The following is a 25,671-nucleotide window of genomic DNA, read 5'->3' on the forward strand; positions in this document are numbered from 1 at the left end:
ATATATTTGGCTGCCCAATGAATTTTTTATGCCTCAGTTTCTAACTGAGCCAGCTTTTCTTAGTCTAAACTCCAGTAAATTATTTGTGAAAATAAAATATTGTTGATAAAATTCGCCCCTACAGGCAATTGTAGGGGCGGATTTCACCAACTATCTATGTCTAAAACAAACAATCTCGTAAAATTGCCCCCGCCCAACCGAGGGATTAATTCCTAATAACCAGGCTCTTCCTCGTACTCAGGAGTCTTAGTTTTCTCAGGGATATTAACCCTAGGAGCCTGGTAAGGCTTCGGTGCCTCATCGTCAGCCCAAGCATCAGCCTCCACATCATCCTCGTACTCGTACTCCACCACCGGCTGCTTCGGGCGAGAAATCTCAGCGCGAGTGTATTGCGGCTTCTCCTCGTACTCCTCCTCTTCGTAATCGTCCTCCTCGCCGCCCCAATTATCCTCTTCGTAATCCTCGTAATCCTCGATGGGCTGCTGCTGTACCTGCACCGCGCGCATCTGCGGCTGGCGAACCGCAGACCGATTCCACTCTAAATCCTCATCCCAAGGAACTTCTTCCACCGCAGGCGCAGCTACCCGGCTCCGCATTTCCGGTGCAGGTATCCGCACGCCTGGGCCCAATTGATTTCCCGTCGCCACGGGTTTCGGATAATAACCTGCCTCGTCCTCTTCCCGTTCCCAAGGTGCTTGGCCCAAACCAACGCGCTCCAGCAAACCCACACTAAGCTGCCTGAGCCTTTCCTCGGAACCTTCAAACACAATCAAGCGATTCGGGCCACTGCTGACAATTTCTTCAATCCCCAACTCGTAAGTGCTGAGAACTTGGTCGGGGATTTGGGGGATTCCCAGGGAAGCGATAATTATAGAAACTAACTTACCGTCTTCGGGGTCGAACCTAAAGCCCCGCACCCTACCCAAAAGTTCGCCGGTTTCGGTAATAACTTCGCTGTTAATCAAAATGCTGTAGACTTCAACATCAACATCATCTTCGATCGCGCTCTCATCTTCCACCAACAGCACGTCGCCGATTTCGCTGACATTGCTGAGGAACATAAACTTCGGCATTCCAGCGACAGCAAATATATTATCACGCAGACCGATCGCCACAACTTCCCGCCGGTCAATGTCCACCCACAATTGACTAACCACCCCCAAGCGTTTACCTCTGTCGCGGGTGATGACTTGAGTGCCTAGAATATCGGAGCGTTGGCAGATTTGTTCGGATGTCATTCTAACTTTAATCCTGATTTATTAAGTACATATATCACTCAACACGAGCGTTAACATAAACTCCGGGACTACAACTTCAGTCCTATGACTTGAGTATAAGCTCCCCGTGCTTGAGTAACGCCAATTGTACGCTCAGCCGATTGAATCATAGGTCGCCGCAAACTCACAACAATAAACTGGGCTTGTTCAGACTGTCGTTTTATCATTCTAGCTAATCGCTCCACATTTGCCCCATCCAGAAACATATCCACTTCATCAAAAGCGTAGAACGTAGACGGGCGGTAGCGTTGCAGCGCAAAAATAAAACTCAGCGCCGTCAACGACTTTTCGCCTCCAGACATGGAAGCTAGCCGCTGTACGGGTTTGCCTTTCGGGTGAGCGACCAAATTCAAGCCACTGCTGAAGGGGTCTTCCTGGTCATCTAGCTGGAGATAGCCATCGCCTTCGGAAAGTTCCGCAAAGATAGTCTGGAAGTTCTCGTTAACCGCGTCGAAAGCTTCCTTAAAAGCGCGCCGCCTGAGTGTGGTAAAATTTTCGATTCTCAACAGCAGTTCAGTGCGTTCTCCTTCCAATGTCGTCAATTTTTGACTCAATTCTTGAAGGCGTTCTTGAGTGCGGTTGTACTCTTCCAAGGCTAGCATATTGACAGGTTCTAAAGCTTGAATGCGTTTGGCGATCGCCTTTACTTCCTGTTGCAATTCCGTCAAATTTGCTTTCTCGACATTTTCAGGAATCGACGGCACGGGGTCGGGCATTTCCGCCCGCTGCGTTTCCAATAGAGTGCGGATTGCGGCTAATTGTTCGCGGCGTTCTTGCTGGGTTTCGTGGAGTTTTTGCAACTGCCATTGTAACTGTTGTTTGGCTAAATGCTTCTCTCGCAATTGAGATTCCGCTCGATCGCGCTCTCCCTTTTCCACGCCCAATTTTTCCTCAATTTCCCCCAAAGCCGCCTTAGCTGCGGCAATTTGTCCATCGAGTTCTAACTGCTGCGAAACAATGCGATCTAGTGCATCCGCCCCCGCGTTTTGCTGCACTTGCCATTCCTGCAACTTCTCACTGCCTTCCTTAATTTTGTCTTCCAAACGCCCGAATTGATTTTCCAAGTCTACAAGGCGCTGCTGGACGTTTCTCAGAGCCAATTCTCGCTCTTGCAGTTGCGCTTCCAGAGCGCGCAAACCCGATTGCATTTGCTGCCATTCGCTGTGACTGTTCGACTCTTCCAACTGCGCCAAAGTTTGCCGGTACTGCTGCAATTGAGTTTCCTGTGCGGGCAATTCTCGTTCCAGCAACTGCAATCTCGAGCGCGAATTAGTTAATTCCTGTGTATTTTTCGCAATTTGCGATCGCACTTGTTCCTGTTGCGCTTGCAAATTCTTAATTTCTGAATCCAACTGTTCCAAGCGCAACTGATTTTCGCGCAAATTTTGTTTTGCTTCCATCAATTCTTGGCTGCGAGTTTTGACTGCAACAGCAGCGCGGTCGATCGCAATTTTGCACCGTTCCAAAATCCGCTCAATTTCCTCCAACCTTTCTTGCAAAGACGCGATCGTCCGCGCTTCACTAGCAGCCTCACTAGCCTCAACCGTGCCAAAATGCAAGGTAGATCTATTAGTAGAACTTCCCCCAGTCATCGCCCCGCTAGTTTCCAAAATTTCCCCGTCCAAAGTGACAATCCGGTACTGTCCCAAATAGCGGCGGGCATCACTGAGGTTGTTAAACACAACCGTACTGCCAAAAACGTAAGCAAAAATTTCCTGATACCGCGAATCGCAATCAATTAAATTAACAGCCGCATCCACAAACCCAGCCGCGCGCCGCAAATTTTCATTCACCGAATACCTGCCGCCTCTAATCTTATTCAAAGGCAAAAACGTCATCCTTCCCGCCCGTTTTTGTTTCAGCAATTCGATCGCAGCAGCAGCCACGCTGTCATCTTCGACCACCATATTTCCCATGCGCCCGCCTGCGGCAATTTCCAGCGCCAACTGATAGCGCGGTTCCACCCTGCCCAGTTGAGCCACCAAGCCGCAAACTCCGCCTATTCCGCTTTGCGCGACAATTTTTGCAGTAAAGGTTCCCGTCGCTTCTTGCAGTGCTTGAAACTGCACTTCTAGTTTGTCTAATTTGCGCTGTCTTTCCCGCTGTTCTTCCAACAAACGAGTTTGAGTTTCCTGTTGGAGTTGCAATTCTTGTTCGGCTTCGACTAAAATCTGATTCAGCGATTCTACTTGCAAAGATGCCACGCCTTTGGTTTCCCCAAGGCGAGATTGCTGCTCTTTTTTCGCGGCAATTTCCTGTTCCAATACTTGCAGCGATTGGTTTTGTTCTTGAATTTGACTTTGCAGGCGATCGGCTCTTTCGCCAATCGTAGCTTGTTCTGTACGCTGCGGTTCCAAAGTTTGTTGAATTGTTTCGATTTGGCGGTGCAGTTCCGTTTGCTGCTGTACCCAAGCTTCGGCCGTCGAGGCGATCGCATTTGCAACTTCCCGACTTTCATCTAAAGTTTGCTGGGCTGCGTCCCGCTGTTCCTGAAAACTCCCCTGCTGAGACTTAACATAAGATATTTCAATCTCAATTTGCTCCAAACTTTGCCGGAATTGGCGAACTTCTTCCTCGGTTTGTGCTATACTAGCCGCCATTTGCCCAGCAGTTTTTTCCAAATCCTGTTTGCGGTTTTGCAGTTGCCGCCGTTCCGCTTCCTGAGTGGCAATCGTCGCTTGCAAAGCCAACAATTCCGACTCTCCCAAAGCTTTAACGCGGGCATTGAGTGCGTCGAGTTCCGCCGTTGCTTCTTGAATTTGGGTGCTAATTGTTTGCACTTGTTCGGTGAGAGATGCAGAAGTGCGATCGCCCGTTTCGATTTGTTCTCGCAGTTTCCATTCTTGCTGCTGTAATTGACGGAATTTCAGCACAATTTCCCATTGCGACTTTTCTTGAAATTCCGCCCGCAGCTTTTGATATTTTTCCGCTTTTGTGCGATCGGAAGCAAGTCTATCGCGCTGAGAAATCAGCTCTTTTTCCACAATACTGCTGCGTTCTTCCACCTCCTTAACTTCATCCAACTTCTGCCTAGCTAAGGAGATTTTGCGATCGAACTGAGCCACCCCAGCCAATTCGTCAATGATTTCTCTGCGTTCCTTAGAATTCATCGAAATAATGCTGGTAACGTCTCCTTGCAGCACGACGTTATAGCCTTCGGGATAAATTCGCAAGCGGTTGAGTTGTTCGTGAAGTTGAGTCAGCGTGCAAGGTTGACCGTTAATGTAATAAGTTGAAGTATAAGTACCTTGGCGAGTTACCCGAAGTTTGCGCGTCACACTCCACTCATCCGATTTTCGATTTTGGATTTTGGATTTTTTATTAGTAGCGAGGAGTTGTCCGTTGTTGTCTTGAGTTGCTGCGATTTCAATCTCTTCTACGTCTTCAACAGATAACTCTTCCGATTTTCGATTTTCGATTTTCGATTTTCGATTGACAGGAGATGATTGGCCGTTATTGTCTTGAGTTTCGGCAGTTTCTATCCCTGCGGCTTCTTCAACCGATAGAGGCGATTCTTGATTGACAGGAGATGATTGGCCGTTGTTATCTGGAGTTTCGGCAGTTTCTATCCCTTCGACTTCCTCTGCTTCAACAGATAACTCATCTGCTGCATTTTCATCCTCATCTTCAGCCCGGGCGAACCATTCCTCTCCCACATCTTCCAGCGCAAAAGTCGCAGTAACGCTAGCTTCGATCGTACCGCGCTTGTTTTGGGCGCTGTTGACCAAATCCGGCAAACGTTCTGCCCGCATTCCCTTAGAACTCGAAAGTCCGAGACAAAACAGCAAAGCGTCGAGGATATTGGACTTCCCAGAACCGTTGGGCCCGGAAACCACAGTAAAACCGGGCAGCACGGGAATGGCCGTCGTGCCGCCAAAAGATTTAAAGTTAGTCAGTTCGATCCGTTTAATGTGAACCATATGCTAGGAGTAGCTTTGGCTCTAGGTTGTTGTCACAGGGTAGCACAGGCAATGGGGCGATCGACAATGTGTTAACTTTCTGGCATTGTCGATCGAACAGATATCTTACACCTTTGTCAACAACCCAGCCGGCTTTTACTTAAAAAGTTCGTTGACAAACGTACAAGATTTGTGATCAAAGCGACCGCTACAAATAAACGTAAATTTTGATACAGATAACTTCATGAGACTCGATCGACATTATTTGTGCGATTAAACCTGAAAGCCTTGTCCCTACTGAATTCCAGTAAATATAATTCCCGGAATTCCTCATGTTACCCCTAGACATATAAAAACTTTCCGGTAAAATCGAACCAAAATTAATAATGTATAAAGTAACGAAGCGCATTATGGAGGGCAAACCCATTACACCAGCTCAGAACTCATCTAACCTGCCAGCTTCACCTGAAAGCGACCAACAAGTATTGCAAATTTGGGGTCGCCAGCCCCTTAAAGGACACGTCAAAATCAGCGGCGCCAAAAACTCGGCCTTAGTCGTCATGGCAGGAGCCCTGCTATGCCCAGAGGATTGCCGTCTTCGCAACGTTCCCGGTCTAGTCGATGTCGCCCGCATGGGGCAAATTCTCTCGGCTGTAGGAGTCAAATTACAGCAGCACGGCGACGTTTTAGACATCAACGCCAGCAACCTCATAGACGCTCAAGCCCCCTACGAATTAGTCAGCCAACTGCGGGCGAGCTTCTTCATCATCGGGCCACTGCTAGCGCGTTTGGGATTTGCTAAAGTGCCCTTACCCGGTGGGTGCGCCATCGGCGCGCGACCCGTTGAACTCCACGTTCGCGGTCTGCAAGCCCTCGGTGCCGAAGTCCACATCGACCACGGCACGGTTCACGCTTACGTCAAAGGACCAAACCGCCGCCTGAAAGGAGCCAAAATTTATTTGGACTACCCCAGCGTCGGCGCAACTGAAACTTTGATGATGGCGGCGACTCTGGCTGAAGGAGAAACCGTGATTGAAAACGCGGCTCAAGAGCCGGAAGTTGCAGATTTGGCGAATTTCTGCCGCGCTATGGGAGCAAAAATTCAAGGCGCTGGCACTAATACGATCGTCATTTCGGGAGTTCCCAAGCTGCACGCGGTAGACTATTCAATTATTCCCGATCGCATTGAAGCCGGAACATTTTTAGTAGCAGGAGCTATCACTCACTCGGAAATCAGTTTGTCGCCGGTAATTCCCGACCACCTGACCGCAGTCATTGCCAAATTGCAGACAATTGGGGCGAAAATTATTGCAGAATCCCCCGACATTTTGCGGATAGTTCCCGGCCAAACTCACTCGGCCACAGACATCGAAACTCTGCCTTATCCGGGTTTTCCCACAGATATGCAAGCTCAGTTTATGGCCTTGCTGACGCTGAGTGAAGGCGACAGCTTGATCAAAGAAACCGTGTTTGAGAATCGCTTGCGCCACGTAGCAGAACTCAACCGCATGGGCGCAGACATTCGCCTTAAAGGCAATGTCGCGATTGTGCGCGGAGTGTCGCGGCTGTCGGGTGCGCCTGTCGTGGCAACAGATTTGCGGGCTTCGGCGGCGTTAGTGTTAGCGGGACTTGCAGCCGATGGTGTCACCACCATCAGCAGCTTGCAGCACTTAGACCGCGGCTATGAGCAGTTAGAGGTGAAACTGCAAAAATTGGGAGCGAAGTTGCGGCGGGTCAAAGAGGGTACAGACCCGGCGACTGCTGAGGCTCCTGTCAATCCCGTGCGATCGGGTTTAAACTGTTAATTAGTCAGTTGACCGTTGACTGTTGACTGTTGACGGTTAACTGTTGACGGTTGACTGTTGACTGTTAACTGTTGACTAATGAATAATCACTACAATGTCGAACATACCGCTCATCGGTTTGAAAGCAGACCAGTTTCGCCACCCGCTAGACTTGGAAGCTACCAGCACTCTCAAACAACTGCCCGGCCTGGATTTGATCGTGCGGCAGTTGCTGGGACAACTTGGCGAACAGTTTTTTATGCTGGAAAATCTGGCTTCCAGCGTCCAAGTCGGGGAAAATCAATTGCCCCACCTGTATCAATTGCTAGTGGATGCCTGCAAAACTCTGGATTTGGAGGTGCCGCAGCTTTATGTCCGCCAGCATCCGATGCCAAATGCTTACACCTTTGCGATGCGCGGAAAACAGCCTTTTGTGGTGATGCACACTTCTCTGATTGATTTGCTCACAGACGAGGAAGTTAAAGCAGTAATTGCTCACGAGTTGGGGCATTTGAAGTGTGAGCACGGAGTTTACCTGACTTTGGCTAATTTAATTGTGTTGGCCGCAGGTCAAATTTCGCCTGTGGGAGCCGTGCTCGCGCAGGGTTTGCAGGCGCAAATGTTGGAATGGTTGCGGTGTGCGGAATTTACGTGCGATCGCGCCGCCTTGCTCGCCACTCAAGACCCAAGAGTGGTAGCATCGGTGTTGATGAAGCTGGCCGGAGGTTCGCCGACTTTAGCTCCCAAACTGAATGTCGATGCGTTTTTGGCGCAGGCGCGGGCCTACGACGACCTCAGCAGCACTCAACTGGGAGATATGCTCAAACAAGCTCAGACGGCTCAGTTGTCCCATCCTGTACCAGTATTGCGCGCCAGAGAGATCGATCGCTGGGCAAGTTCAAAAGATTATGAATCTTTGCTTGCAGGAAATCGATCGGTGTGTTATGATGGTGAAACGAAAAAGGGCGGGTGGCGAAATTGGTAGACGCATCAGACTCAAAATCTGACACCGAAAGGTATGAGAGTTCGATTCTCTCCCCGCCCACTGCTAAAAAAGCTAGTGATGCCTTAATAAAGAACTGTGTGTAAAGTAGCCCAGTAGCTCCAAGTGCAGATATCATCACTTGATATCGCCCTTGCTGGTGGCTTTGGTTGCTAGCTGAGTATTTTCCGAACTTCAGTTGAAATAACTCATGAGCAACCGCACTATTACTTTCATCTGCTTTTTTATGTAATAAAAACAGAAAGAGATGAGTAATGAGGCAAGCAATATACCTTCTTTGGATTTAGCCATCGTTCCAGGCACAGTTTATATCCAAGATTGTGTCTGGAATCAGTTAAGTAAACTGTATACTCTTGATTTAGCCACAGGTAAAGCAACATTCATCGGTAAGATCATTACAGAAGTGTATGATATTGCCTTTGTTGATTCACAACTCTATGGCATGGAGCGAGTACGAGTTCGATAAAATGCTCGTTGCTGCTGATTTCGCACCACTGAAAGATGAGAAAGATGTATCGGCTCAATAATTCGGGGCGGACTACCCACTCACGAACGATTTTGCGTCATTTGAGGTGCATCGTTGAGCGATTTACCCCGGATTATTGAGCGGGTACGGTAGAAATATATCTTGGGTGTCCGAAGAAAGGAAGGAAGAAATCCCAAACTGCAACCGAATTGCTTCCTTCCTCTATTCGGACATGATGGTATTGATTTATCTTCACCGCCCATTGCTAAAAAAGCTTAATAAATCTAGGGTTCCCGGTAGCCTACCTGGAACCCTAATTTATATGGCATGGGGAATCGGGCATGGGGAATTGGGAATTGGGCATGGGGAATTGGTAACAACAGTCAACAGTCAACAGTCAACAGTCAACAAATTTTATGGGTGAAATTGCCGCTTTAGGCGCTGCATTTGTCTGGGCTCTATCTTCCACCATCTGGCAGCGAGTGGGACAGCAAATCCCCGCAGTGGTGCTAAACTTGCTCAAAGGTGCGATCGCCCTTTTCATGCTCCTTGCCACTCTAATAATTTTAGGCAAACCCTTACCCGCCATCACCCCTAATATTTTAGCAATGCTGCTGATCAGCGGCGGCCTAGGAATTGGCATCGGAGACACCGCTTTCTTTATCGTATTAAAATATTTAGGCGCGAGGCGAACGCTGCTTTTAGAAACCCTATCTCCTCCTTTAACAGCTTTATTGGGCTTAATATTTTTGCAAGAAAAGTTATCAGCCATTGCTTGTACTGGCATTTTTTTAACAATCTGCGGCGTAGCGTGGGTAATTGCAGAACGAACAGCCGAAACAACCTTATCATCAAAACATATTTGGCAGGGATTAGGTATTAGTTTATTAGGACAAACAACCCACGCCGCTGGAGCAATTTTATCCCGCGCCGCCTTCACTCAAATAGATATAGATCCTCTGTGGACGGCGGCCTTGCGTTTGAGCGGCGGCATGGCAGTCATGCTGTGCTTTTTTAAGCCAACAAACCTTGACAGTTTCAAACAATTAAAATGGCCAAAACTATTAGGTGCAATAATTCTAGCAGCTTTTTTAGGAACCTATCTCGGAATTTTCCTGCAACAGACTTCGCTGAAATATGCACCCGCAGCAATCGCTCAAACACTCAGTTCTACCAGTCCCCTATTTATACTGCCTTTAGCGGTACTGGCGGGCGAAAAAGTGAGCATTCGGGCTGTTTTGGGGGTAGTTGGTGCGATCGGCGGAATCGCCTTATTATTGGGTTTGAAGTGATGATCTTTTACACAGAAGTGTGGCGTGTCGATAAACAATCAAAAAATAGGATCTTGCGTACTTAGTGTGATTAAATATTAGTTTAAGTAGCCACAAACTAAACTACGTCTTAATTAACTAAAAAAACGCATTAATTTAAGTTAAATATTGCTAAAAAATCTTCCCCCGGAAGGATTTGGGGCATCTTTTGATAAAAATTAGCATACTAAGTAGGGCTTGCTGAATAAGTGATCGCACTTTACGTGGCTAGGGTAAGCTCATCAAATTTGGTAGGAATTGTACTTGACAGACAAGAACCGAGCATGGTAAAGGAGAGAAACCTATCTAAAAACAAAATCTCTAAGAAACATCATTGTGTCTCAAGGCTTTAAAATTAATTCTGTTGATGCCAAAAAAAAGTTCTGCCCTGTGCAAAATCCCAAAGCTGTGGTAGAAATTGGAGTTATTCAAAAGAGTTTAGTCAAGCAATTTGGAGGACTAAAATACCCCAGAGTAGAGCGAACTAAGAAACATCAACTCACCGACCTTTTAGTAATTGCAAGATTAGCCATAATTGGCGGCGCTCCGGGATGGGAAGACATCGATAACTACGGCATCAATAAACAAACCTGGTTAAAATATTTTTTGGCATTACCAAACGGTATTCCTTCAGATGATAAGTTTCGTCGGTGTTTGAGTGCATAGATTCAGAAGCCTTAAATCAGTGTTTTCTCAATTGAGTAGAAACCTTGGTCACGAATATGGCAGGAGAGATTATACCTAGAGATGGCAAGACAATTAAGGGTTCCTACGACCGAAATCAAGGCTTTGCAGCCGTTCATCTAATTAGTGCCTAGCTGAGTACGCAACGTCTGGTATTAGCACATATGAAAGTAGAAGATAAATCTAATGAGATTACAGCCATTCCCGAATTATTAGAGTTGCTGAATATCACAGACTCGATTATCAAAATTGATGCTCTGGGGACACAAACAGAGATTGCCCATAAGATTATGCAGAATAAAGGTGATTATGTCCTAGCAATTAAAGCTAATCACCAAACTTTATATAATCAAGTTCAGCAATGGTTTTAAACCGCGCAAGCGCAGAATTTTCATTTGGTTGATTTAGCTATGTCAAACGTATTGAAACAGGAGATAATCGCAGGAAAATTCTGGAAGCTTGGACTGTACCCTTTAGTGCTATTTCTCAACTTTATTAACCTAAAATATAGGCAAGATTGCAAAGCCTGGTAATGGTTGTCCGTGTACGTCATTTTTGGAACAAAACTACTCGTGAAGTTCAGTTTTATTTAACTTCTTTAGATAGTAATCCTCAACTTATTGCTCAAGCTATCCGTAAAACTTGAGGGATTGAAAACGGAGCCAATTGGACTCTCGATTGTATTTTTGCTGAAGATGCTTGCCGGATTCGCTCTTTCCCCAGTTCGCGCAATTTTACTATTCTACAACGTATTGAACTCAACGCTCTCAATCGCGAACAAACTTATAAACGTAGTCTCTGAAAAAAAATGAAACTGACATCTATGAACAACGATTATATGATTTAAGTTCTCAGTTCTTTTTTCATAGGTTCTACATTAGATTCCTCTGATTCTTCTTATTCCTTATGTCAACCTTAATTGAGATGCTCTTACCCTGGTACAGTATCAATTGATATTAACATTCGACTAGAATTACCCTCAACTTCAGAAACTCCGAAAAAAGAAGATTTGGATAAAGAGGATTAGATGGGCGATCGCACTTGGGGACAGAAAGGGCGATCACGCCTCCACTGAGAGAGAAAAATGTTAATAATCTTATAGCTGATAGTTCGAGAAGGAGCTTTCTGATAACATATAAAAATTAAAACTGCCTCACCCGCCTCGATTTTACCTAAAACAATCAAATTTTAGTCAAATTTATGTTTCGATTAAGTATCAGATCGAACAACAAAGCTCTGGGCTTTGTGATGGGTTTATTAATTTTTGTCATTTTTATTCCCGGATGTTGGGCTTTAACAACTAATATTGCTCCCACACCAACACGGCAAGTAGATAACAAAGTAGCTGTGCGTGCAGATGTACAAAATACATCAAATTCTCGCTCTTCTTTAGGAGTTGGGCTTAATGGTATTGCTGACTACTCAACACAATTACCCTTTTTAGATGCTTTCAAATCTTCTAGACAATGGATAACTCAATGCGTCAGCGGACAACCAAACTGTAAAGGTGAATGGGATACTGATGAGTATAATCTTTTAAATCTTGATGAAAATGGGTGGGTAAAGTCTCTTCCATCCCCCGAAGATGCTCCTAAATATACTAGGGTAAGTACCCTATTACTTAGGGAAATCCCCAATCGCTATCCTTCAGGGCAATATATTGTTACCTATGAGGGTGAAGGTGCGATCGAATACAGCTTGGATGCCAAAAAAGATGAGGCTGCGTCGAAACCAGGGAGGGATATCATTAATGTCGATGCCACACAAGGTGGAGGCATAATGATTATAATTACTGCTACCGATCCAAAGAAAACAGGGAACTATATCCGCAATATTAAAGTTGTTCACTCTCAAGATGAACAGCTTTATCAAAGGGGTGAAATCTTTAATCCGCTGTTTATAGACAAGATTAAAAAGTTTAGAGTCTTGCGTTTTATGGACTGGATGGGGACAAATGGTTCGGAACAAAAAGACTGGTCAAACCGACCTAAACCTGAGAGTATATCCTATGCTTACAGAGGAAATGTTCCCATAGAAGTTATGGTAAATTTATCTAATAAAGTCCAAGAAGAACCCTGGTTTAATATGCCGCATCAGGCTACAGATGAATATATGACTAACTTTGCTAAAATGGTAAAAGATAGTTTAGATCCAAAGCTGAAAGTTTATGTAGAGTATTCTAATGAGGTTTGGAATTGGTCATTTCCACAGTCGCATTATGCTTTGAAACAAGGTAAAGCGAGGTGGGGAGATAAAGGCGATGCTTTTATGCAATGGCACGGAATACGTACTGCTCAAATGTGCGATATCTGGAAAGGCGTTTTTGGGGATCAAAAGAATCGAGTTGTCTGCGTGTTAGGCACTCAAAAAGCTTGGAGAGAATTAGGAAATTATGCTTTAGATTGTCCCTATTGGGTAGCTGAGGGCAATAAACCTTGTTATCAACACGGCATTGATGCCTATGCTATAAGTGGATATTTTAGTGGAAACTTGGGCGGTAAAGAAAGTGTCAGCAAAGTAGAATCTTGGTTGAATGAGGCCGATGGCGGGTTTGGCAAAGCTTTTAAGCAATTAAGAGAGGGCGGGTTAATCCCGGGCTCGAATGATAGTTTGCCCGATGTGGATAATGATTTTAAGTATTTCTTAGAGGTGGCTCAAAAAAAAGGTCTCAAGTTATTTGTTTACGAGGGGGGTCAACATATTGTAGGTATTGAAGGAGTTGAGAATAACGAAAAACTGACCAAGTTTTTTATGGAATTAAATAGGCGCCCAGAAATGTATGATATCTACACCCAATTACTAAATAGTTGGAAACAAAGTGGAGGCAGTCTTTTTATGCACTTTGTGGATGTGAGTTCATTTAGGAAGTGGGGAAGTTGGGGGGCTTTGGAATATGTGGAACAAAAGGGTTCACCTAAGTATGATGCTTTGATGGATTTTATTGATAAGAATCCTTGCTGGTGGGATGACTGTGCTGTTGAGGGAGGATGAGGAATTGGATGCAATCAAGAATCGTTCGACACTTCCTCAAACTCTTCAGCATCCCTCGGCAAACCCGAACCCTCGCTACTCCTTAACCTGGGCGATTCCCCATTACTCGCACCGGCACTGTAACTCCCAGAATATCTGTCCTCCAAAGCCGAATCCCTCAGCGCAAGCGCACTTCTTTGACTCGGCGACAATCTATCTGTCGATCGGCGATTTGTCCCAGAAATCGCCGGCTTCCGAGTTAAAGTTTTCCACGCAGCCTTAATCCCAGTCACCACGCTGCGAGTAGTTACCTGCACGTTTTGCGCCTGCTTTTTAGCGCTACCAATACTTCGATCGACCTGTTTGACAACCTCGCCCGCACTTTGTACTCCCTCGCTGACATCCTCCGTCAACTCGCTAATTTCCAGCCCCGTCAACCGAATTGCCTCCAAAGTGGGCGGAAATTCGCGAGAAAGTGTGTCAGCGAGCTTTTCCACGCTGCGGGCGGCCCGGGCCAGCGCTTGCACCGCAGGTATTAAAGTCACTAAAACAGCAGCCAGGCTAACTGCCACTAGCAAAATCGAAAGTCCTAGCCAAAATATGGGATCGCTCACTTGAATCTGGGATTGGGGGTTGAGAATTTCATGCCATTTAGCGGATGGGAGGGCGCGACGGGGGACTCACTTCAGCTTCAGCTTCCGACAGAGTTTGGCGCTCCCGCTGAGTCGCTTCCAAACCTGCCGCGATCGCCTCTTTGAGTCTAATCAAAGTTTCGTCCCAATTTCGGATGGCAGTTTCAGAAAGTCGATCTGCCTGCAACTGCACGCTAGTCGATAAATCTTCCGCCAACTCCGGCAAAGCATCGGCCGATTTTTTCAATATCTGCCGCGTCTCCTTGCCTGGTCGCGGTGCTATCAGCAAGCCAGTCACGGCCCCGATCGCAGAACCCACAAGCAAACCGCCAATAAATAATCCTGAACGTTTAGTTGACATTTTTATAACTTCTCTCCATACACCAATTTTAGGCACGTTTGCCCGATCGCAGCCCTTTACAAAGGTAGAAATATTGTTGAAAATCCTACGGAGTCAGCACGGGCGGCAATTTTAGGATAGCTTACCTCAAACGTCGATCGCGCCTGGACCAAAGCATCCGTCCCAAACCCAGCAATCCCAAAAGTTGCTGAACCTGTTGCAGTTGCAATTCCAGTTGTTGATAGCGCCGTCGCAGTTGGCAGGTACCTTGCTGCCTTTTACCAAGGAAATCCGGCGACGTACTGAGGACATTGCTGCTACAGCGTTCCATTGCTGCGATCCGAAGTTCCAAACGTGCGATCGTCCGCCTGATTTTCCACACCTTCGCAGCGATATAAAAACAGACCACAGATATTAGTAGATTGATAATTACAACAGCACTCAGCATTTATTACCCATTTTCAAATACTACTAACATATTCCGCTTTTTGTGGTGGGCTAGGAGCAACTGCGTACCAGATATATTGTAGGGAGACAACATTGTTGTGTCCTGATATATGTTTTAAGGACACAACAATGTTTTGTCCTGAACAATGTGTCCCTATCCCTAAGCTGTGTCAAGTTTTAAGCCTGAGACATAGCAGGCAAACAAACCTTAGTACCGCCCAAACCGCAATAACCATTCGGGTTTTTAGCAAGATACTGCTGATGATAGCTTTCTGCGTAATAAAACTCAGGAGCATCAATAATTTCAGTTGTAATCTTGCCGTAACCGGCCGCAGTCAAAGCCTGCTGGTAAGAATCTCGCGAAGCTTCAGCTAGCTGCTTTTGGCTGGCTGAATACGTGTAAATTCCCGAGCGGTACTGAGTACCAGAATCATTGCCCTGACGCATTCCTTGAGTAGGATTGTGACTTTCCCAAAAAACTTTGAGCAGCGTTTCGTAACTAATTACTTTGGGATCGAACACAACCAGAACTACTTCATTATGTCCCGTCATCCCGCTGCAAACTTCGTTGTAAGTAGGATTCGGAGTAATCCCGGCCGCGTAGCCAACAGCCGTCGAAAAAACTCCATTTTGCTGCCAAAATTTGCGTTCCGCTCCCCAAAAACAGCCCAGGCCAAACAACGCAGTCTCCATGCCGTTTGGAAAGGGAGGTTTGAGCGGATTGCCGTTAACAAAGTGAGTTGCCGGTACCGACATCGACTCTGCCCGTCCCGGTAATGCCTCTTGGGGAGAGGGCAGGCTCGACTTTTTGCCAAATCCAAATAGCACCATAAGTTTGTGAGGGGATCTCTAATAAACGTCTTTACCTTACTTAATAATATCAGATGTATACTGAAAATAGCGGCCCTCTTAAAGGTAGAAGGTAAAAACCAGAAGGCAGATTTTTTTTACGGAAGGTTTTTGGTGATACTGCTCACTGCCAACGCAGTTTTAAATCACATTAGGCAGTGTTCTCTGTCACCAAAACATACCTCAAATATCACCTATTGTTCATGTATAAATCACGCGGATTTTAGGCAAAATAGCCGATTATTAAAGGTATGGTGTTGTAGTAGTTATTCAATACCATTTATTGGGAGCGTGTAGAAATGGCCGCTAAACCTTGCAGTCAACCTTTAAAATCTAATCCGTTCATTACTTACCGCGACCCCATTACAGGCAAGTGGATTGTGGTAAATCAGACTTTGCCCCAAGCAGCAGAACAAGCACAGCTAGCAGCAGCTTGAGTTCTCATATTAATTTTCGATCTAAAAAAACTAACCATTCTTTCAAACTTCAGGACTTACGCAAAAAGTTATTGGACGCGCTACTTATATTCGTAAGGTGCTTACGCTGCATCTACCTAAGCACCTTACTTTGAAAGATTTCTCATTTCTTTTTGCAGTTCCAAATAGCCATAGAGATATTCCGCAATTATTCCGTGCAAAAACAAGTCGCGTGCCGCATTAAACGGACTGTTGGGTGCTAGTGGATGGGGGTTGAAAATTACATGATTCCTGTCGCAATTGCCAGTAATCTCGCTGAGGTAAGCCAAACCCATACTAACTCCCGCAACATATAAGCTTGCAGAGACTTCGGGGGTTCCGGTTTAATGCTTTCGAGAGGCGAAGCTTCGGGAACCTCATAAAAGTGAGAAATTTGAGAAATCATAGGTTTATTGCTATTTTCCACAGCAGTTAACATCATGTATCTGACGGGGTGACAAAATTCTGTATCGAAAGGCAGGGATGTTCCCGCTTGTACTGAAGTTTTTGCTTCAAATTTGGTGTTTTTGAACAGGCGTGAAGCCAATTCGGAAGCGACGGCAATTGCTGTTTGTTTTTTGCCGAGTTCGATTTGAGAAGCGGCGTAATTTAAAGCACTAACTCCGGCACAGCAAACTCCTTGAGTTGACACTATTTCTAGGGGAGATAATTTGGAAATTTCCCCGTGTACTGTGCTGGCAAATCCCGGTACTAATAAGTCTGGTAAAGTGGTAGCGCAGGCTAATAAGTAGATCGCCCCAGGTTCCAAATTTGACTAAAAAATCACGTCGCGGACAGCCAAACCTGCCATTTGACTGTTAGAATATAGTGTGCTGCTGTTTGTCGATCGCGTAGTAGCGCTGTTGAATGCCATTGCTGTTGAGAATTCGCTGCCTGACTCTCGAAGGGCGCGAGGCAATTTTTTTGCCAAGATACTCTTCCATCTCATCATTATTAATCGGTTCTCCCAGCAAAAATTTTCCCATCCGATTAATATAAGCACTGTAAATGGTGTACACCTCTAAAGTTGCTAATTTACTCGGGTTCGTTGGTTTGTTAAATCCAGCCAGAAAATATCTAAAATTGATTTTGCTTTGTGAAGTAGTGACCTTGCAAGGAAGAACCAGCTATCTTGTAGAGTCGCCGGAAATCAGGCAAGTTGAGCAACAGCAGCAACAAGTAACCTGAAGCGGGGTGAAGTTTATTGTAATTGAGCCAATATGTAACTAGAGTTCCTTCACTGCTTGGTGACTGAAATGGATATTGAAGAACTAGATGCTTGGTATTCTCAATCTCAACGACGCACGGCTGTCTCGCTGTTGATGAAACGAGTAGGCGTAACTCGCACTAGGGCTGAATGCTTTGTAAGGCTTTGGGTTTACTTGTCGGTGAAACAACTTCAGGAAAGCCAGCCCCGTCTCAAACCACCGCTGACGAAACTGGAATTGCCCTCAACAGAAGTGCAGTGCACTCACCGGGAAGCGGCCGAACTATTTTACTCCGATTCCGATCGCGGAAGCGATCGCGCCGCCGGAATGATGTTAGATAAATTAGCAGCCCTGGGGTTAATTAAAAAACACTTTGACGGTAACACTACGGAAATAGAAATTCAACCAGTTCCAGAAATCTTAAATATTTCCGAACCTCAAAAGCCTGTACAACTCCAATTAGATGATTTCAACCCTCGGTGCGACGCGATTCCCGTTGCCAATTTATTAGCCACCAATTACAACTGGATGAACCGCAACACAAACGCCGTACCCCAAAAAATCGCTAAAATACTCCGGCTTTTGGCCCGTCAATACTCAAAGGGAATGCGAGTTTTGCGGCGCTCAGATAACCTCAATCCAGTCGGATTTTACTTACTTTATCCAACAGCTAGCGAATCAGAAGTCAATTTTTTTAACGCTCCTAGCAAAAGCCTTCATTTAAGTTCTATTTCCGATATGGATCCTTTCAATATGGCGCTACCAGGAGATCAAAATAGCCAGTCAGTATTTATCCGCAGTTGGATGATCGATCCGCAGTATTTGTCAGAATACCGCATTACTTTTCTGGAAGACACACAAAAAGTTTTAAGCGAAATGCAAACAGATTTTCCCAATATTTGCGACTTGTACACGCTGATGATTCACCCCATGTACGAAAAACAGGCTCTGGCTTTGGGATTTCATAAGACTAGCAGTGATAGTCAGTTATCTGTTTACTGGATGTATCTCGCCTTGGATAGATTTTTAGCATTAAATATCAAAGAAGCTTTGCTCAAACTGTAGGGTGCGCACTGCGCACCTTACCCCAATTTTAACTCAAAACTATTACAAAACTTCCCTCGCCAAGTATTGTTGCAGCACTTCCGGCACTTTTACAGTTCCGTCTGGCTGCTGGTAATTCTCCAAAATTGCTGCCATTGTGCGGCCCACAGCTAAACCGGAACCGTTCAGGGCGTGAACGAATTGAGTGCCTTTTTTACCCGATTCTTTAAAGCGAATATTCGCCCGCCGCGCCTGAAAATCTGCGACGTTGGAACAACTGGAAATCTCGCGGTATTTGCCCGCAGATGGCAGCCACACCTCTAAATCGTAGGTTTTGGCTGCCGCGAAACCTAAGTCGCCGGTACACAGTGCGATCGCCCGATAAGGCAATTTCAGCGCCTGTAAAACTCCCTCAGCATCCTGCACTAATTTTTCGTGCTCTGCCTCGGAGGTACTCGGATGCACGAGTTTCACCAATTCTACTTTATTAAATTGGTGCAATCGAATTAATCCCCTCGTATCTTTGCCGTAACTGCCAGCTTCGCGCCGAAAACAAGGAGTATAAGAACAGTGATAAATTGGCAACTGTTCTGCTGTCAAAATTTCACCTCTGTACAAATTGACAACAGGAACTTCGGAAGTAGGGATCAGCCACAAATCGTCTTGATCGCACTTGAAGCTTTCTTCAGAAAATTTTGGTAATTGACCAGTAGCGGTGAGGGATTCAGTGTTAACTAAAAATGGGGGAATTACTTCTACATAACCGGCTTTTGTGTGGCGATCGAGCATGAATTGAATAATCGCTCTTTCCAGGGCTGCACCAGCTCCCATTAAGCTGACAAAGCGGGGTTGAGCGATTTTTACGGCCCGTTCAAAGTTGATAATTCCTAATTTTTCACCGATTTCCCAGTGCGGTAAAATACCGGGATTTTGGGGTATGTATTCGTCTCCCCAGCGCCGGATTTCGACGTTTTCCTCTTCATTTTTGCCGATCGGCGTTGAGGAAGCAGGTAAGTTTGGCAGCGGCAGCAATAAAGCTTCTATTTGAGCTTTTAGGTCTTTTTCCTGTGCTTGCAGTTCGTTCGACTCGGTGCCGACTGCGTTGCCTTCTGCCTGCAGTTCCTGAATTTCGGGAGATTCGAGGGGTAAACCCGATTTTCTTTTTTGACCGATGAGTTTGGCAATTTCATTGCTGCGGGCTTGTAGTTGCGATCGCTTGCCTTCCAACTCCCGCTGCTGTTTGTCTAATTGCAAAATCGGCTCGATTTCATAGTTACCTCCGCGCAGGTTGAGGCTTTCTTGCACGGCTTGCGGATTTTCTCGGATTAATTTGAGGTCTAGCACAGATTTATTCTAAATCTTAAATTTTAGAACGGCTGGGACAGAACGAGATGATATAAAAGCTTTGTTAATCATTGGCATATTAAATCATAACTTATTCTGACCTAAATTCCTAGTTGGGTGTCACCCATGAAGGGTGAAACCCCACAAATGTATGTTATAGTTGCAAATATTAGTAGATGCACCCTGATAATTTTCTACCCCAGCCAGCGATGGTAGGGGTTTTTTGTTGTGTGACATGGAATTGAAGCCCTGGATGCACTATCAGTCTAAAAAACCCGGTTTCTCGCGATTATCGTCTCAAATGAGGCAATTACGTCAAGAAACTGGGTTTTTGCGTCCAAGACTAGATTACTCAAATATCTTTCCGGTTAAAAGTTAAAGCCAGTGCGAAGCAACCAAACCCATTGAGTGTCGTTGCGACTGTCATTCTCAGGATTAACAACGGCCCAAACACCAGGGGTGATGGAAATGTTGTCGTTGACCTGAAAGCGATAGAAAGCTTCAATGTGATAGGAAGTATCTCGCTCGCGGCGCACATTACTGCTAGTCACGCGACCTGGCAAACCCACCAAAATCCCCGGTAGGTTGCCTTCACCTCCCACATCTGGGAAACTGAGCCCGATCGCTGCATACACAATATCGGCGCGATCGTCGCCGTCAACATTTAGCAAAACCACGCCACCTCTACCATCAGAAACGCTGCTAACACCGGAATTTTCTGCATTGGCGCGAGTATAAACGCCCCAACCGTGAACTTGCAAGCGGGGAGCAAGGCGGTAGAATCCTTGTATGGCTACAGAATCGCTGGATGTAGCAATATTGTCCCCAAACGGTCGCGCAGCCAGAAAACTTCCCGTACCGCCTGTGAGGTCGGCTTTACCGCTTGGTGCAAAGGTACGAGAATAGGCTACGCCAATGGCTCCGCGATCGCCCCGGTAGGCAAGCTGAACCAGAGCGTTGTAGGAACCGTTGAATAAACCGTTACTTTGCTGCGAGAGATTGGGATTGCCTGCTAGATAGCCTACTGTCAGGGTGAGGTTTTTGGCCATCGTCCAGTTGACAGCAGCACCGCCACCTCCCCGGCGGTAGAGGGGACTGTATTGTCCGAACTTCGAGGGAATTCCCTCACTATCGCTGGCGATCATTGGAGGAGTCAGCAAATCGGTAATATCGGAATACCCAACACCTGTCGGGCCCACGGTCAGCGAGAGATTAGAGGTCAGCGGGGTCACATACAATACGTGAGGGACGGTGATTGTGTTATCGACATTGCCATCAAAGTTCAAGGCCGTCATATTTGTACCCGTCTCATCGGCAATCCTGCCCAAGTTGCCGAATTCCAAACGGGTTCTCAGCATATCGCGACCGGTGAAACTGGTTTCAAAATTTAATCGCCCCCGGTTGGCAAGAATCGTGTTGGTGCGATCGCGCGAGTCCCCAACACTGTTACCGGAGGTATCTGTTACCACCACGATAATTTCGGCATTCAGCTTAGTCGTAGTAGAGAACTGATTCGCTTCTAGTTCTGCTGTGCGTGCATCTAGGGCATCGACTCGACCCCGCAACACCGATAATTCAGTTGCAAATTCTGCTTGCAGCTTTTGGACGATCGCTAAATCTTCCGCAGTTATCTGGTTGGTTGTTCCTGCGGCAATTAGTTCGCTAACTCGATCGAGACAGCTATTCAATCCTGCTGCAAATTCGTACCGCGTCAGCGCCCGGTTTCCTCTGTAAGTTCCGTCGGGATAACCGACAATACAGCCGTAACGTTCTACTAGAGATTGCAGCGCCTGAAACGCCCAGTCAGTCGGTTTTACATCCGAGAGTTGAGATACAGAATTCACCTGCGCGAAGGGGTCTTCTGCCAAGGAATTTAACGGTTCAGGAGCAACTAATCTATCAATTGGTGCAGCAAAACTGGGGAATAATGTTAGTAGAAATACAGCAGGAGATCCCAGGATAAAAGCAGTAATCAGGTGATAAAAATGCTGGATGTGCATAGAAAAAAGCTCCGAATAAGGAACCGATACACCGAATTAGCAATACCTTTACGCTGCGCTTGAGCCGGTGCGAACTTTGTCAATTGTCACTGCGATAATTATCACCAGACCTTTGACAACTAACTGCCAGAAGAAAGACACGTTCATGAGAGTGAGTCCATTGTTGAGCAGGGCAATAATTAAAGCCCCCAGCAAAGTACCCCAAATAGTGCCAATTCCACCTGTGAAACTGGTTCCTCCCAAAATTACAGCAGCGATCGCATCTAATTCGTAGCCTTGCCCCAACATCCCCGTCGCACTGTAGAGGCGCGAGGCGCTCATAATTCCACCTAAACCAGAAAGCAACCCACTCACGCCATAGACAAATAACAGCACCCGACTCACCTTAATACCTGTCAATCGTGCTGCCCGGATGTTACCTCCCACGGCATAAATATGCCTCCCTAGAACAGTCCGCCGCAAGACAAACCAACTCGCTAAAACTGCGAGAAAAGCGATAATAACTAGCCAGGGAATTGGCCCGACATAATTGTTGCCTACCCAAGCAAAATTCAAATTTCTATTGATAACTGTAGTGCCGTTAGCTACTAAATAAGCAACTCCCCGCAAAGCTGTGTAAGAACCCAGGGTTACGATGAACGGAGGCAAACCTAAATAGGCAATTAGCGAGCCGTTAAGTAATCCTAAAAATACTCCGGCTATTAACGCAGCCGGTACGGCAAACAAACCGAGACCTGGAACTAAGGAAACCAGCACCCCGACAACTGCCGTCACGCCCAAAATTGACCCGACTGAAAGGTCAATTCCCCCCGTCAAAATCACAAAAGTCATGCCTGTAGCAAGGACAATATTGATTGATGCTTGCCGGATGACATTGATCAAATTTCCTACTGAAAGAAAGTTTGGCGTTACCAGGGAAAAAATGATACAGATGCCAATCAAAATGGGCAGGATGCCGGCTACTTGGATAAAATTTCTCCAAGCTTGAGCTTTACTGGCTTTTTGGCGATCGCTTGATTGATTTCTGGTGCTTTTTACTTCTGTTTGACTCATGATTTTTTTACCTCTGTTGCCCCGGTGGCATAAGCCATAATGTTCTCTTGCGTAATTGCTTCCCCAGTCGCTCCGCCTACTTCACCGACGAGGCTTCCTGCTCGCATCACTAAGACGCGATCGCTCATTCCCACAATTTCCGGCAGTTCGCTGGAAATCATTAAAATACCTACACCCTTGGCTGCCAAATCGCTAATAATTCGATAAATTTCGCTTTTTGCGCCAATGTCCACTCCTCGCGTTGGTTCATCTAACAAAAGTACCTTTGGATTAATGGCTAACCAACGCGCTAGCAGCAATTTCTGCTGATTTCCCCCAGAAAGATCCATTGCCCTGATGCTCGGACTTGCAAGGCGAATCTGCAAATTATTAATAGCATCATTGACAATTTTCAACAGAAAATTTGAGTTAATAATGCCAGCTTTTGCTTCTCGATCGAGAACATTCATGGTGATATTTTCACCCGACGTTGCCTCCAAAAATAGTCCGAGAGCCTTGCGATCTTCCGGCACGTAAGCAATTCCGGCGGCCATTGCTTCATTGGGTGTCGAGACATTCAGAGGACGATTTTCGAGTTTGATTTCACCGCTTGTCTTTCGATCGGCACCAAAAATCAGGCGGGCAAGTTCTGTTCTGCCTGCGCCAACTAAACCCGCTAAACCCAGAATTTCGCCCGCATGAAGTTGAAAAGTGGCAGGCTTTACTTTGCGACCGTCGCTTAAATTTGTTACCTCAAGAACAACAGCACCCGGTGTTATTTGATGCTTGTTTTCGTACAAATCCTGTAAAGAACGACCCACCATCATTTCCACCAGGCGATTAGCAGAAATTTCGTGCTTTTCAAGAGAGCCAATATACCCGCCATCTCGGATGACGCTCACGCGATCGGCAAGGGCATAAATCTCTTCCATCCGGTGGCTGATATAAATAATAGCAATGCCCTCATTCCGCAAACGGCGAACCACTTCAAAAAGTTTATCTGTTTCGCGGTCTGAAAGTGCAGCTGTCGGCTCGTCCATCACTAAAATTCGGCTTTTATCTTTGAGCGCCCTAGCTATTTCCACTTGCTGCTGTTCGGCAATTGAAAGTGTGGAAACTAGGTCGCCAGCATCAAAACTTGCGTCGAGGTTTGTTAATACCTCAGCGGCCCTACGCCGCATTTCATCTTGGTCTAGAAATGTACCTCCTTTCTTCAGCTCGCTGCCCATAAAAATGTTTTCAGCAACTGTCAGATTCGGGGCGAGATTGAGTTCTTGATAAATAATGGCTATCCCTAAATTTCTGGCTTGACCGGGGTCTGTCATCTTAACAGCTTGACCGTCAATTCTGATTTCGCCTGCATCAGCTATGTAGGCTCCCGCCAGAATTTTCATCAGCGTACTTTTGCCCGCACCGTTTTCCCCCATGAGGGCGTGGACTTCGCCTGGGTAAACGGTGATATTTACATCGTGCAAGGCTGTAAAACCGTGAAAGGTTTTTGTAATACCTTGCATTTCTAGTACGGGCTTAGTTTTAATTGAATCTTGAGTGCTATTTACCATTGTAAATACCGTAAGGAAATCTGCTTGACTTATTAAACTTAGATCCCCCCTTGCCCCCCTTAAGAAGCGGGGGAGAAGATTCTTCTCAAAGTCCCCCTTCTTAAGGGGGATTTAGGGGGATCTAGACTCGGGTAAAAACGGGATTCCTCAAGGGTTTTAGTCTTAACTTGACACGAAGAAGGTCACTCGCTTGTCCAGCCTTTATGTTGATTGACGTTTTCGCGAGTAATCAACGCGACTGGAATCAGAATGTTTGGATTGGCTGGCTTGTTTCCTTTGAGAATCTCGTTGCCGACTTCAACTGCCTTGGCTGCCATGCGAAATGGATCTTGAGCTGCTGTAGCCACAAATAAACTGTTGTTCTGCTTGAGTGCATCTAAAGCTTCAGGTGCACCATCAACTCCAACAATAAAGAACTCGCTTCTTTGTGCCTGTTTGGCTGCTAATTCTGCACCAATGGCACAGGGGTCATTAATTGCAAAAACAGCATCAATTTTGGGGAAGGAAGTAAGCAAATCGCTCATCACTCTCAACCCGCCATCGCGGCTGCCTTCTGCATTCTGATCTTTGGAAAGAACCTTGAGATTGGGATATTTGGAGAAGACACTTTGGCACCCCTGAACTCGCTCGACGACTGAAGCGACGGGAGGCCCGTTGATAATCACAACGCTGCCTTTTCCTTTCAAGCGATCGGCTATATATTGACAGCTTACTTCGCCAGCTTGCACGTTATTTGAAGTAACTGTGGCATCAACGCCTCCCTCGGCGGCGGTATCAACTGCAATTATCGGAATTCCGGCTTGCTTGGCTTTTTCAACAGCAGGTGCAATGCCTTTTGTGTCAGCAGCATTGAGTACAATCATACTGACATTCGAGGCAATAAAGTTTTCGATTTGATTAAATTGCTGATTTAAATCGTCGCCGCTGGAAACGAGAGTTGTCCTCACGTTTGCACCGCCGATTTTCTTGGCTTCGGCCTCCGCGCCTTTGCCAACTTGTACGAAGAATGGATTGCCGAGGTCGCGGACTGCTACAGCAACTGATGAAAGTTCGGAGTTGCTGGTTTGTATGCTGTTTTGAGCGTTCCGGGAAGCGGCTGTGCAACTTGCCAGAGTGCTGCTGAGTAGACTAAAAAGACTGAGTGCGATCGTTACTCGTTTCACCTCAAACTCCACTGAATTCTCGTTTGGAGAGAGTCGCTCGTAAATATGACGTTGCCAACCTAACATTAGCTTTTGTTAGGCTTAAGCTCGAATACCTAATGTTTTAGGTGAGCGACTTTTCTTTGTACATAATTGTACGAGATCGTGTTTATTTTCTGCTCATAAAACTTTCTCGATCGGCTTGCTAGACCACTTTGGAAAA

21 protein-coding genes, 1 tRNA gene and 1 pseudogene are annotated in these 25,671 nt (G+C 46.1%); 9 read left to right on the forward strand and 14 right to left on the reverse strand.

Annotated elements, in window-relative coordinates:
- Positions 1–212: 212 nt before the first annotated feature.
- Both QUA38_RS07350 and smc read right to left on the reverse strand, forming a co-directional pair.
- Positions 213–1,238, reverse strand: coding sequence for a PRC-barrel domain-containing protein (locus QUA38_RS07350; RefSeq protein ID WP_333160491.1), 1,026 nt, complete (start codon positions 1,236–1,238; stop codon positions 213–215).
- A gap of 68 nt (positions 1,239–1,306) precedes the next feature.
- Positions 1,307–5,197 (reverse strand): chromosome segregation protein SMC, encoded by a 3,891-nt coding sequence (smc, locus tag QUA38_RS07355; RefSeq protein ID WP_333160493.1) that lies wholly within the window; start codon positions 5,195–5,197, stop codon positions 1,307–1,309.
- 365 nt (positions 5,198–5,562) lie between these two features.
- On the opposite strand from smc, the gene murA reads away from it, so the two are divergent.
- From murA to QUA38_RS07395, 7 genes and pseudogenes are all read left to right on the forward strand, one after another.
- A complete protein-coding gene (gene murA / locus QUA38_RS07360) occupies positions 5,563–6,981 on the forward strand; it encodes a UDP-N-acetylglucosamine 1-carboxyvinyltransferase (protein ID WP_333160495.1) in 1,419 nt (472 codons plus the stop codon).
- A 94-nt stretch (positions 6,982–7,075) separates the two neighbouring features.
- Positions 7,076–7,945 (forward strand): M48 family metallopeptidase, encoded by an 870-nt coding sequence (locus tag QUA38_RS07365; RefSeq protein WP_333160497.1) that lies wholly within the window; start codon positions 7,076–7,078, stop codon positions 7,943–7,945.
- A tRNA-Leu gene (locus QUA38_RS07370) sits at positions 7,924–8,005 on the forward strand. The genes QUA38_RS07365 and QUA38_RS07370 overlap by 22 nt, the downstream gene beginning before the upstream one ends.
- A gap of 205 nt (positions 8,006–8,210) precedes the next feature.
- Positions 8,211–8,429, forward strand: a complete 219-nt coding sequence (locus tag QUA38_RS07375; RefSeq protein ID WP_333098876.1) for a hypothetical protein — start codon at positions 8,211–8,213, stop codon at positions 8,427–8,429.
- A gap of 416 nt (positions 8,430–8,845) precedes the next feature.
- A complete protein-coding gene (locus QUA38_RS07380) occupies positions 8,846–9,721 on the forward strand; it encodes a DMT family transporter (protein WP_333160498.1) in 876 nt (291 codons plus the stop codon).
- A 354-nt stretch (positions 9,722–10,075) separates the two neighbouring features.
- Positions 10,076–11,222: pseudogene (locus QUA38_RS29280) on the forward strand (ISAs1 family transposase); the annotation flags it as partial.
- A 449-nt stretch (positions 11,223–11,671) separates the two neighbouring features.
- Complete coding sequence (locus tag QUA38_RS07395; protein WP_445305033.1) at positions 11,672–13,414, forward strand: cellulose-binding protein; 1,743 nt, start codon at positions 11,672–11,674, stop codon at positions 13,412–13,414.
- Between the two features lie 14 nt (positions 13,415–13,428).
- Here the strand turns inward: QUA38_RS07395 and QUA38_RS07400 are convergent, their stop codons facing one another.
- The 4 genes from QUA38_RS07400 to msrA form a co-directional block, all read right to left on the reverse strand.
- A complete protein-coding gene (locus QUA38_RS07400; RefSeq protein ID WP_333160506.1) occupies positions 13,429–14,007 on the reverse strand; it encodes a DUF948 domain-containing protein in 579 nt (192 codons plus the stop codon).
- 37 nt (positions 14,008–14,044) lie between these two features.
- Positions 14,045–14,386 carry a YtxH domain-containing protein gene (locus QUA38_RS07405; RefSeq protein ID WP_006632275.1) on the reverse strand — a complete coding sequence of 114 codons (342 nt, stop codon included), beginning with the start codon at positions 14,384–14,386 and terminating at the stop codon, positions 14,045–14,047.
- A 121-nt stretch (positions 14,387–14,507) separates the two neighbouring features.
- Positions 14,508–14,813 carry a hypothetical protein gene (locus tag QUA38_RS07410; RefSeq protein ID WP_333160508.1) on the reverse strand — a complete coding sequence of 102 codons (306 nt, stop codon included), beginning with the start codon at positions 14,811–14,813 and terminating at the stop codon, positions 14,508–14,510.
- Positions 14,814–14,989: 176 nt separating this feature from the next.
- Entirely contained in the window at positions 14,990–15,643 is a 654-nt protein-coding gene (msrA, locus tag QUA38_RS07415) for a peptide-methionine (S)-S-oxide reductase MsrA (RefSeq protein WP_333160510.1), read from the reverse strand.
- 317 nt (positions 15,644–15,960) lie between these two features.
- Here msrA and QUA38_RS07420 point away from each other — a divergent pair, with 317 nt between their 5' ends.
- Positions 15,961–16,098: a hypothetical protein gene (locus QUA38_RS07420; RefSeq protein WP_190663661.1), complete on the forward strand. Its 138-nt coding sequence runs from the start codon at positions 15,961–15,963 to the stop codon at positions 16,096–16,098.
- Between the two features lie 125 nt (positions 16,099–16,223).
- Here QUA38_RS07420 and QUA38_RS29285 read toward each other — a convergent pair whose 3' ends face one another.
- The 3 genes from QUA38_RS29285 to QUA38_RS07430 are packed head-to-tail and all read right to left on the reverse strand — an operon-like array spanning position 16,224 to position 17,135.
- Positions 16,224–16,412, reverse strand: a complete 189-nt coding sequence (locus QUA38_RS29285) for a DUF6999 family protein (RefSeq protein WP_445305034.1) — start codon at positions 16,410–16,412, stop codon at positions 16,224–16,226.
- A complete protein-coding gene (locus QUA38_RS07425; RefSeq protein ID WP_333160512.1) occupies positions 16,358–16,885 on the reverse strand; it encodes a hypothetical protein in 528 nt (175 codons plus the stop codon). Before QUA38_RS07425 ends, QUA38_RS29285 begins: the two co-directional genes overlap by 55 nt.
- A 49-nt stretch (positions 16,886–16,934) precedes the next feature.
- Positions 16,935–17,135 carry a hypothetical protein gene (locus tag QUA38_RS07430; RefSeq protein WP_333160514.1) on the reverse strand — a complete coding sequence of 67 codons (201 nt, stop codon included), beginning with the start codon at positions 17,133–17,135 and terminating at the stop codon, positions 16,935–16,937.
- Between the two features lie 237 nt (positions 17,136–17,372).
- On the opposite strand from QUA38_RS07430, the gene QUA38_RS07435 reads away from it, so the two are divergent.
- A complete protein-coding gene (locus tag QUA38_RS07435) occupies positions 17,373–18,389 on the forward strand; it encodes a hypothetical protein (RefSeq protein ID WP_333160516.1) in 1,017 nt (338 codons plus the stop codon).
- Between the two features lie 42 nt (positions 18,390–18,431).
- On the opposite strand, the gene serS is transcribed toward QUA38_RS07435, so the two are convergent.
- From serS to QUA38_RS07460, 5 genes are all read right to left on the reverse strand, one after another.
- Entirely contained in the window at positions 18,432–19,712 is a 1,281-nt protein-coding gene (gene serS / locus QUA38_RS07440; RefSeq protein ID WP_333160518.1) for a serine--tRNA ligase, read from the reverse strand.
- A 368-nt stretch (positions 19,713–20,080) separates the two neighbouring features.
- Positions 20,081–21,712, reverse strand: a complete 1,632-nt coding sequence (locus QUA38_RS07445) for an iron uptake porin (protein ID WP_333160519.1) — start codon at positions 21,710–21,712, stop codon at positions 20,081–20,083.
- A gap of 48 nt (positions 21,713–21,760) precedes the next feature.
- A complete protein-coding gene (locus tag QUA38_RS07450; protein ID WP_333160521.1) occupies positions 21,761–22,765 on the reverse strand; it encodes an ABC transporter permease subunit in 1,005 nt (334 codons plus the stop codon).
- On the reverse strand, positions 22,762–24,306 hold the full coding sequence (locus QUA38_RS07455; RefSeq protein WP_333098904.1) for a sugar ABC transporter ATP-binding protein: 1,545 nt from the start codon (positions 24,304–24,306) through the stop codon (positions 22,762–22,764). Before QUA38_RS07455 ends, QUA38_RS07450 begins: the two co-directional genes overlap by 4 nt.
- 182 nt (positions 24,307–24,488) lie before the next feature.
- Complete coding sequence (locus QUA38_RS07460; protein WP_333160523.1) at positions 24,489–25,535, reverse strand: ABC transporter substrate-binding protein; 1,047 nt, start codon at positions 25,533–25,535, stop codon at positions 24,489–24,491.
- Positions 25,536–25,671 lie beyond the last annotated feature (136 nt).

This window comes from Microcoleus sp. Pol12B4 (assembly GCF_036701385.1).
Taxonomy (GTDB): domain Bacteria; phylum Cyanobacteriota; class Cyanobacteriia; order Cyanobacteriales; family Microcoleaceae; genus Microcoleus.

What these genes read in the sequence shown, in the direction of transcription:
- QUA38_RS07365 (WP_333160497.1), top strand. Translation starts at nt 7,076, where the DNA reads ATGTCGAACATACCGCTCATCGGTTTGAAAGCAGACCAGTTTCGCCAC.
- QUA38_RS07460 (WP_333160523.1), bottom strand. Translation starts at nt 25,535, where the DNA reads ATGTTAGGTTGGCAACGTCATATTTACGAGCGACTCTCTCCAAACGAG.
- QUA38_RS07350 (WP_333160491.1), bottom strand. Translation starts at nt 1,238, where the DNA reads ATGACATCCGAACAAATCTGCCAACGCTCCGATATTCTAGGCACTCAA.
- QUA38_RS07455 (WP_333098904.1), bottom strand. Translation starts at nt 24,306, where the DNA reads ATGGTAAATAGCACTCAAGATTCAATTAAAACTAAGCCCGTACTAGAA.
- QUA38_RS07445 (WP_333160519.1), bottom strand. Translation starts at nt 21,712, where the DNA reads ATGCACATCCAGCATTTTTATCACCTGATTACTGCTTTTATCCTGGGA.
- QUA38_RS07380 (WP_333160498.1), top strand. Translation starts at nt 8,846, where the DNA reads ATGGGTGAAATTGCCGCTTTAGGCGCTGCATTTGTCTGGGCTCTATCT.
- QUA38_RS07410 (WP_333160508.1), bottom strand. Translation starts at nt 14,813, where the DNA reads ATGCTGAGTGCTGTTGTAATTATCAATCTACTAATATCTGTGGTCTGT.
- QUA38_RS07375 (WP_333098876.1), top strand. Translation starts at nt 8,211, where the DNA reads ATGAGTAATGAGGCAAGCAATATACCTTCTTTGGATTTAGCCATCGTT.
- smc (WP_333160493.1), bottom strand. Translation starts at nt 5,197, where the DNA reads ATGGTTCACATTAAACGGATCGAACTGACTAACTTTAAATCTTTTGGC.
- murA (WP_333160495.1), top strand. Translation starts at nt 5,563, where the DNA reads ATGTATAAAGTAACGAAGCGCATTATGGAGGGCAAACCCATTACACCA.
- QUA38_RS07450 (WP_333160521.1), bottom strand. Translation starts at nt 22,765, where the DNA reads ATGAGTCAAACAGAAGTAAAAAGCACCAGAAATCAATCAAGCGATCGC.
- QUA38_RS07420 (WP_190663661.1), top strand. Translation starts at nt 15,961, where the DNA reads ATGGCCGCTAAACCTTGCAGTCAACCTTTAAAATCTAATCCGTTCATT.
- QUA38_RS07435 (WP_333160516.1), top strand. Translation starts at nt 17,373, where the DNA reads ATGGATATTGAAGAACTAGATGCTTGGTATTCTCAATCTCAACGACGC.
- msrA (WP_333160510.1), bottom strand. Translation starts at nt 15,643, where the DNA reads ATGGTGCTATTTGGATTTGGCAAAAAGTCGAGCCTGCCCTCTCCCCAA.
- QUA38_RS07405 (WP_006632275.1), bottom strand. Translation starts at nt 14,386, where the DNA reads ATGTCAACTAAACGTTCAGGATTATTTATTGGCGGTTTGCTTGTGGGT.
- QUA38_RS07395 (WP_445305033.1), top strand. Translation starts at nt 11,672, where the DNA reads ATGGGTTTATTAATTTTTGTCATTTTTATTCCCGGATGTTGGGCTTTA.
- QUA38_RS29285 (WP_445305034.1), bottom strand. Translation starts at nt 16,412, where the DNA reads ATGGGTTTGGCTTACCTCAGCGAGATTACTGGCAATTGCGACAGGAAT.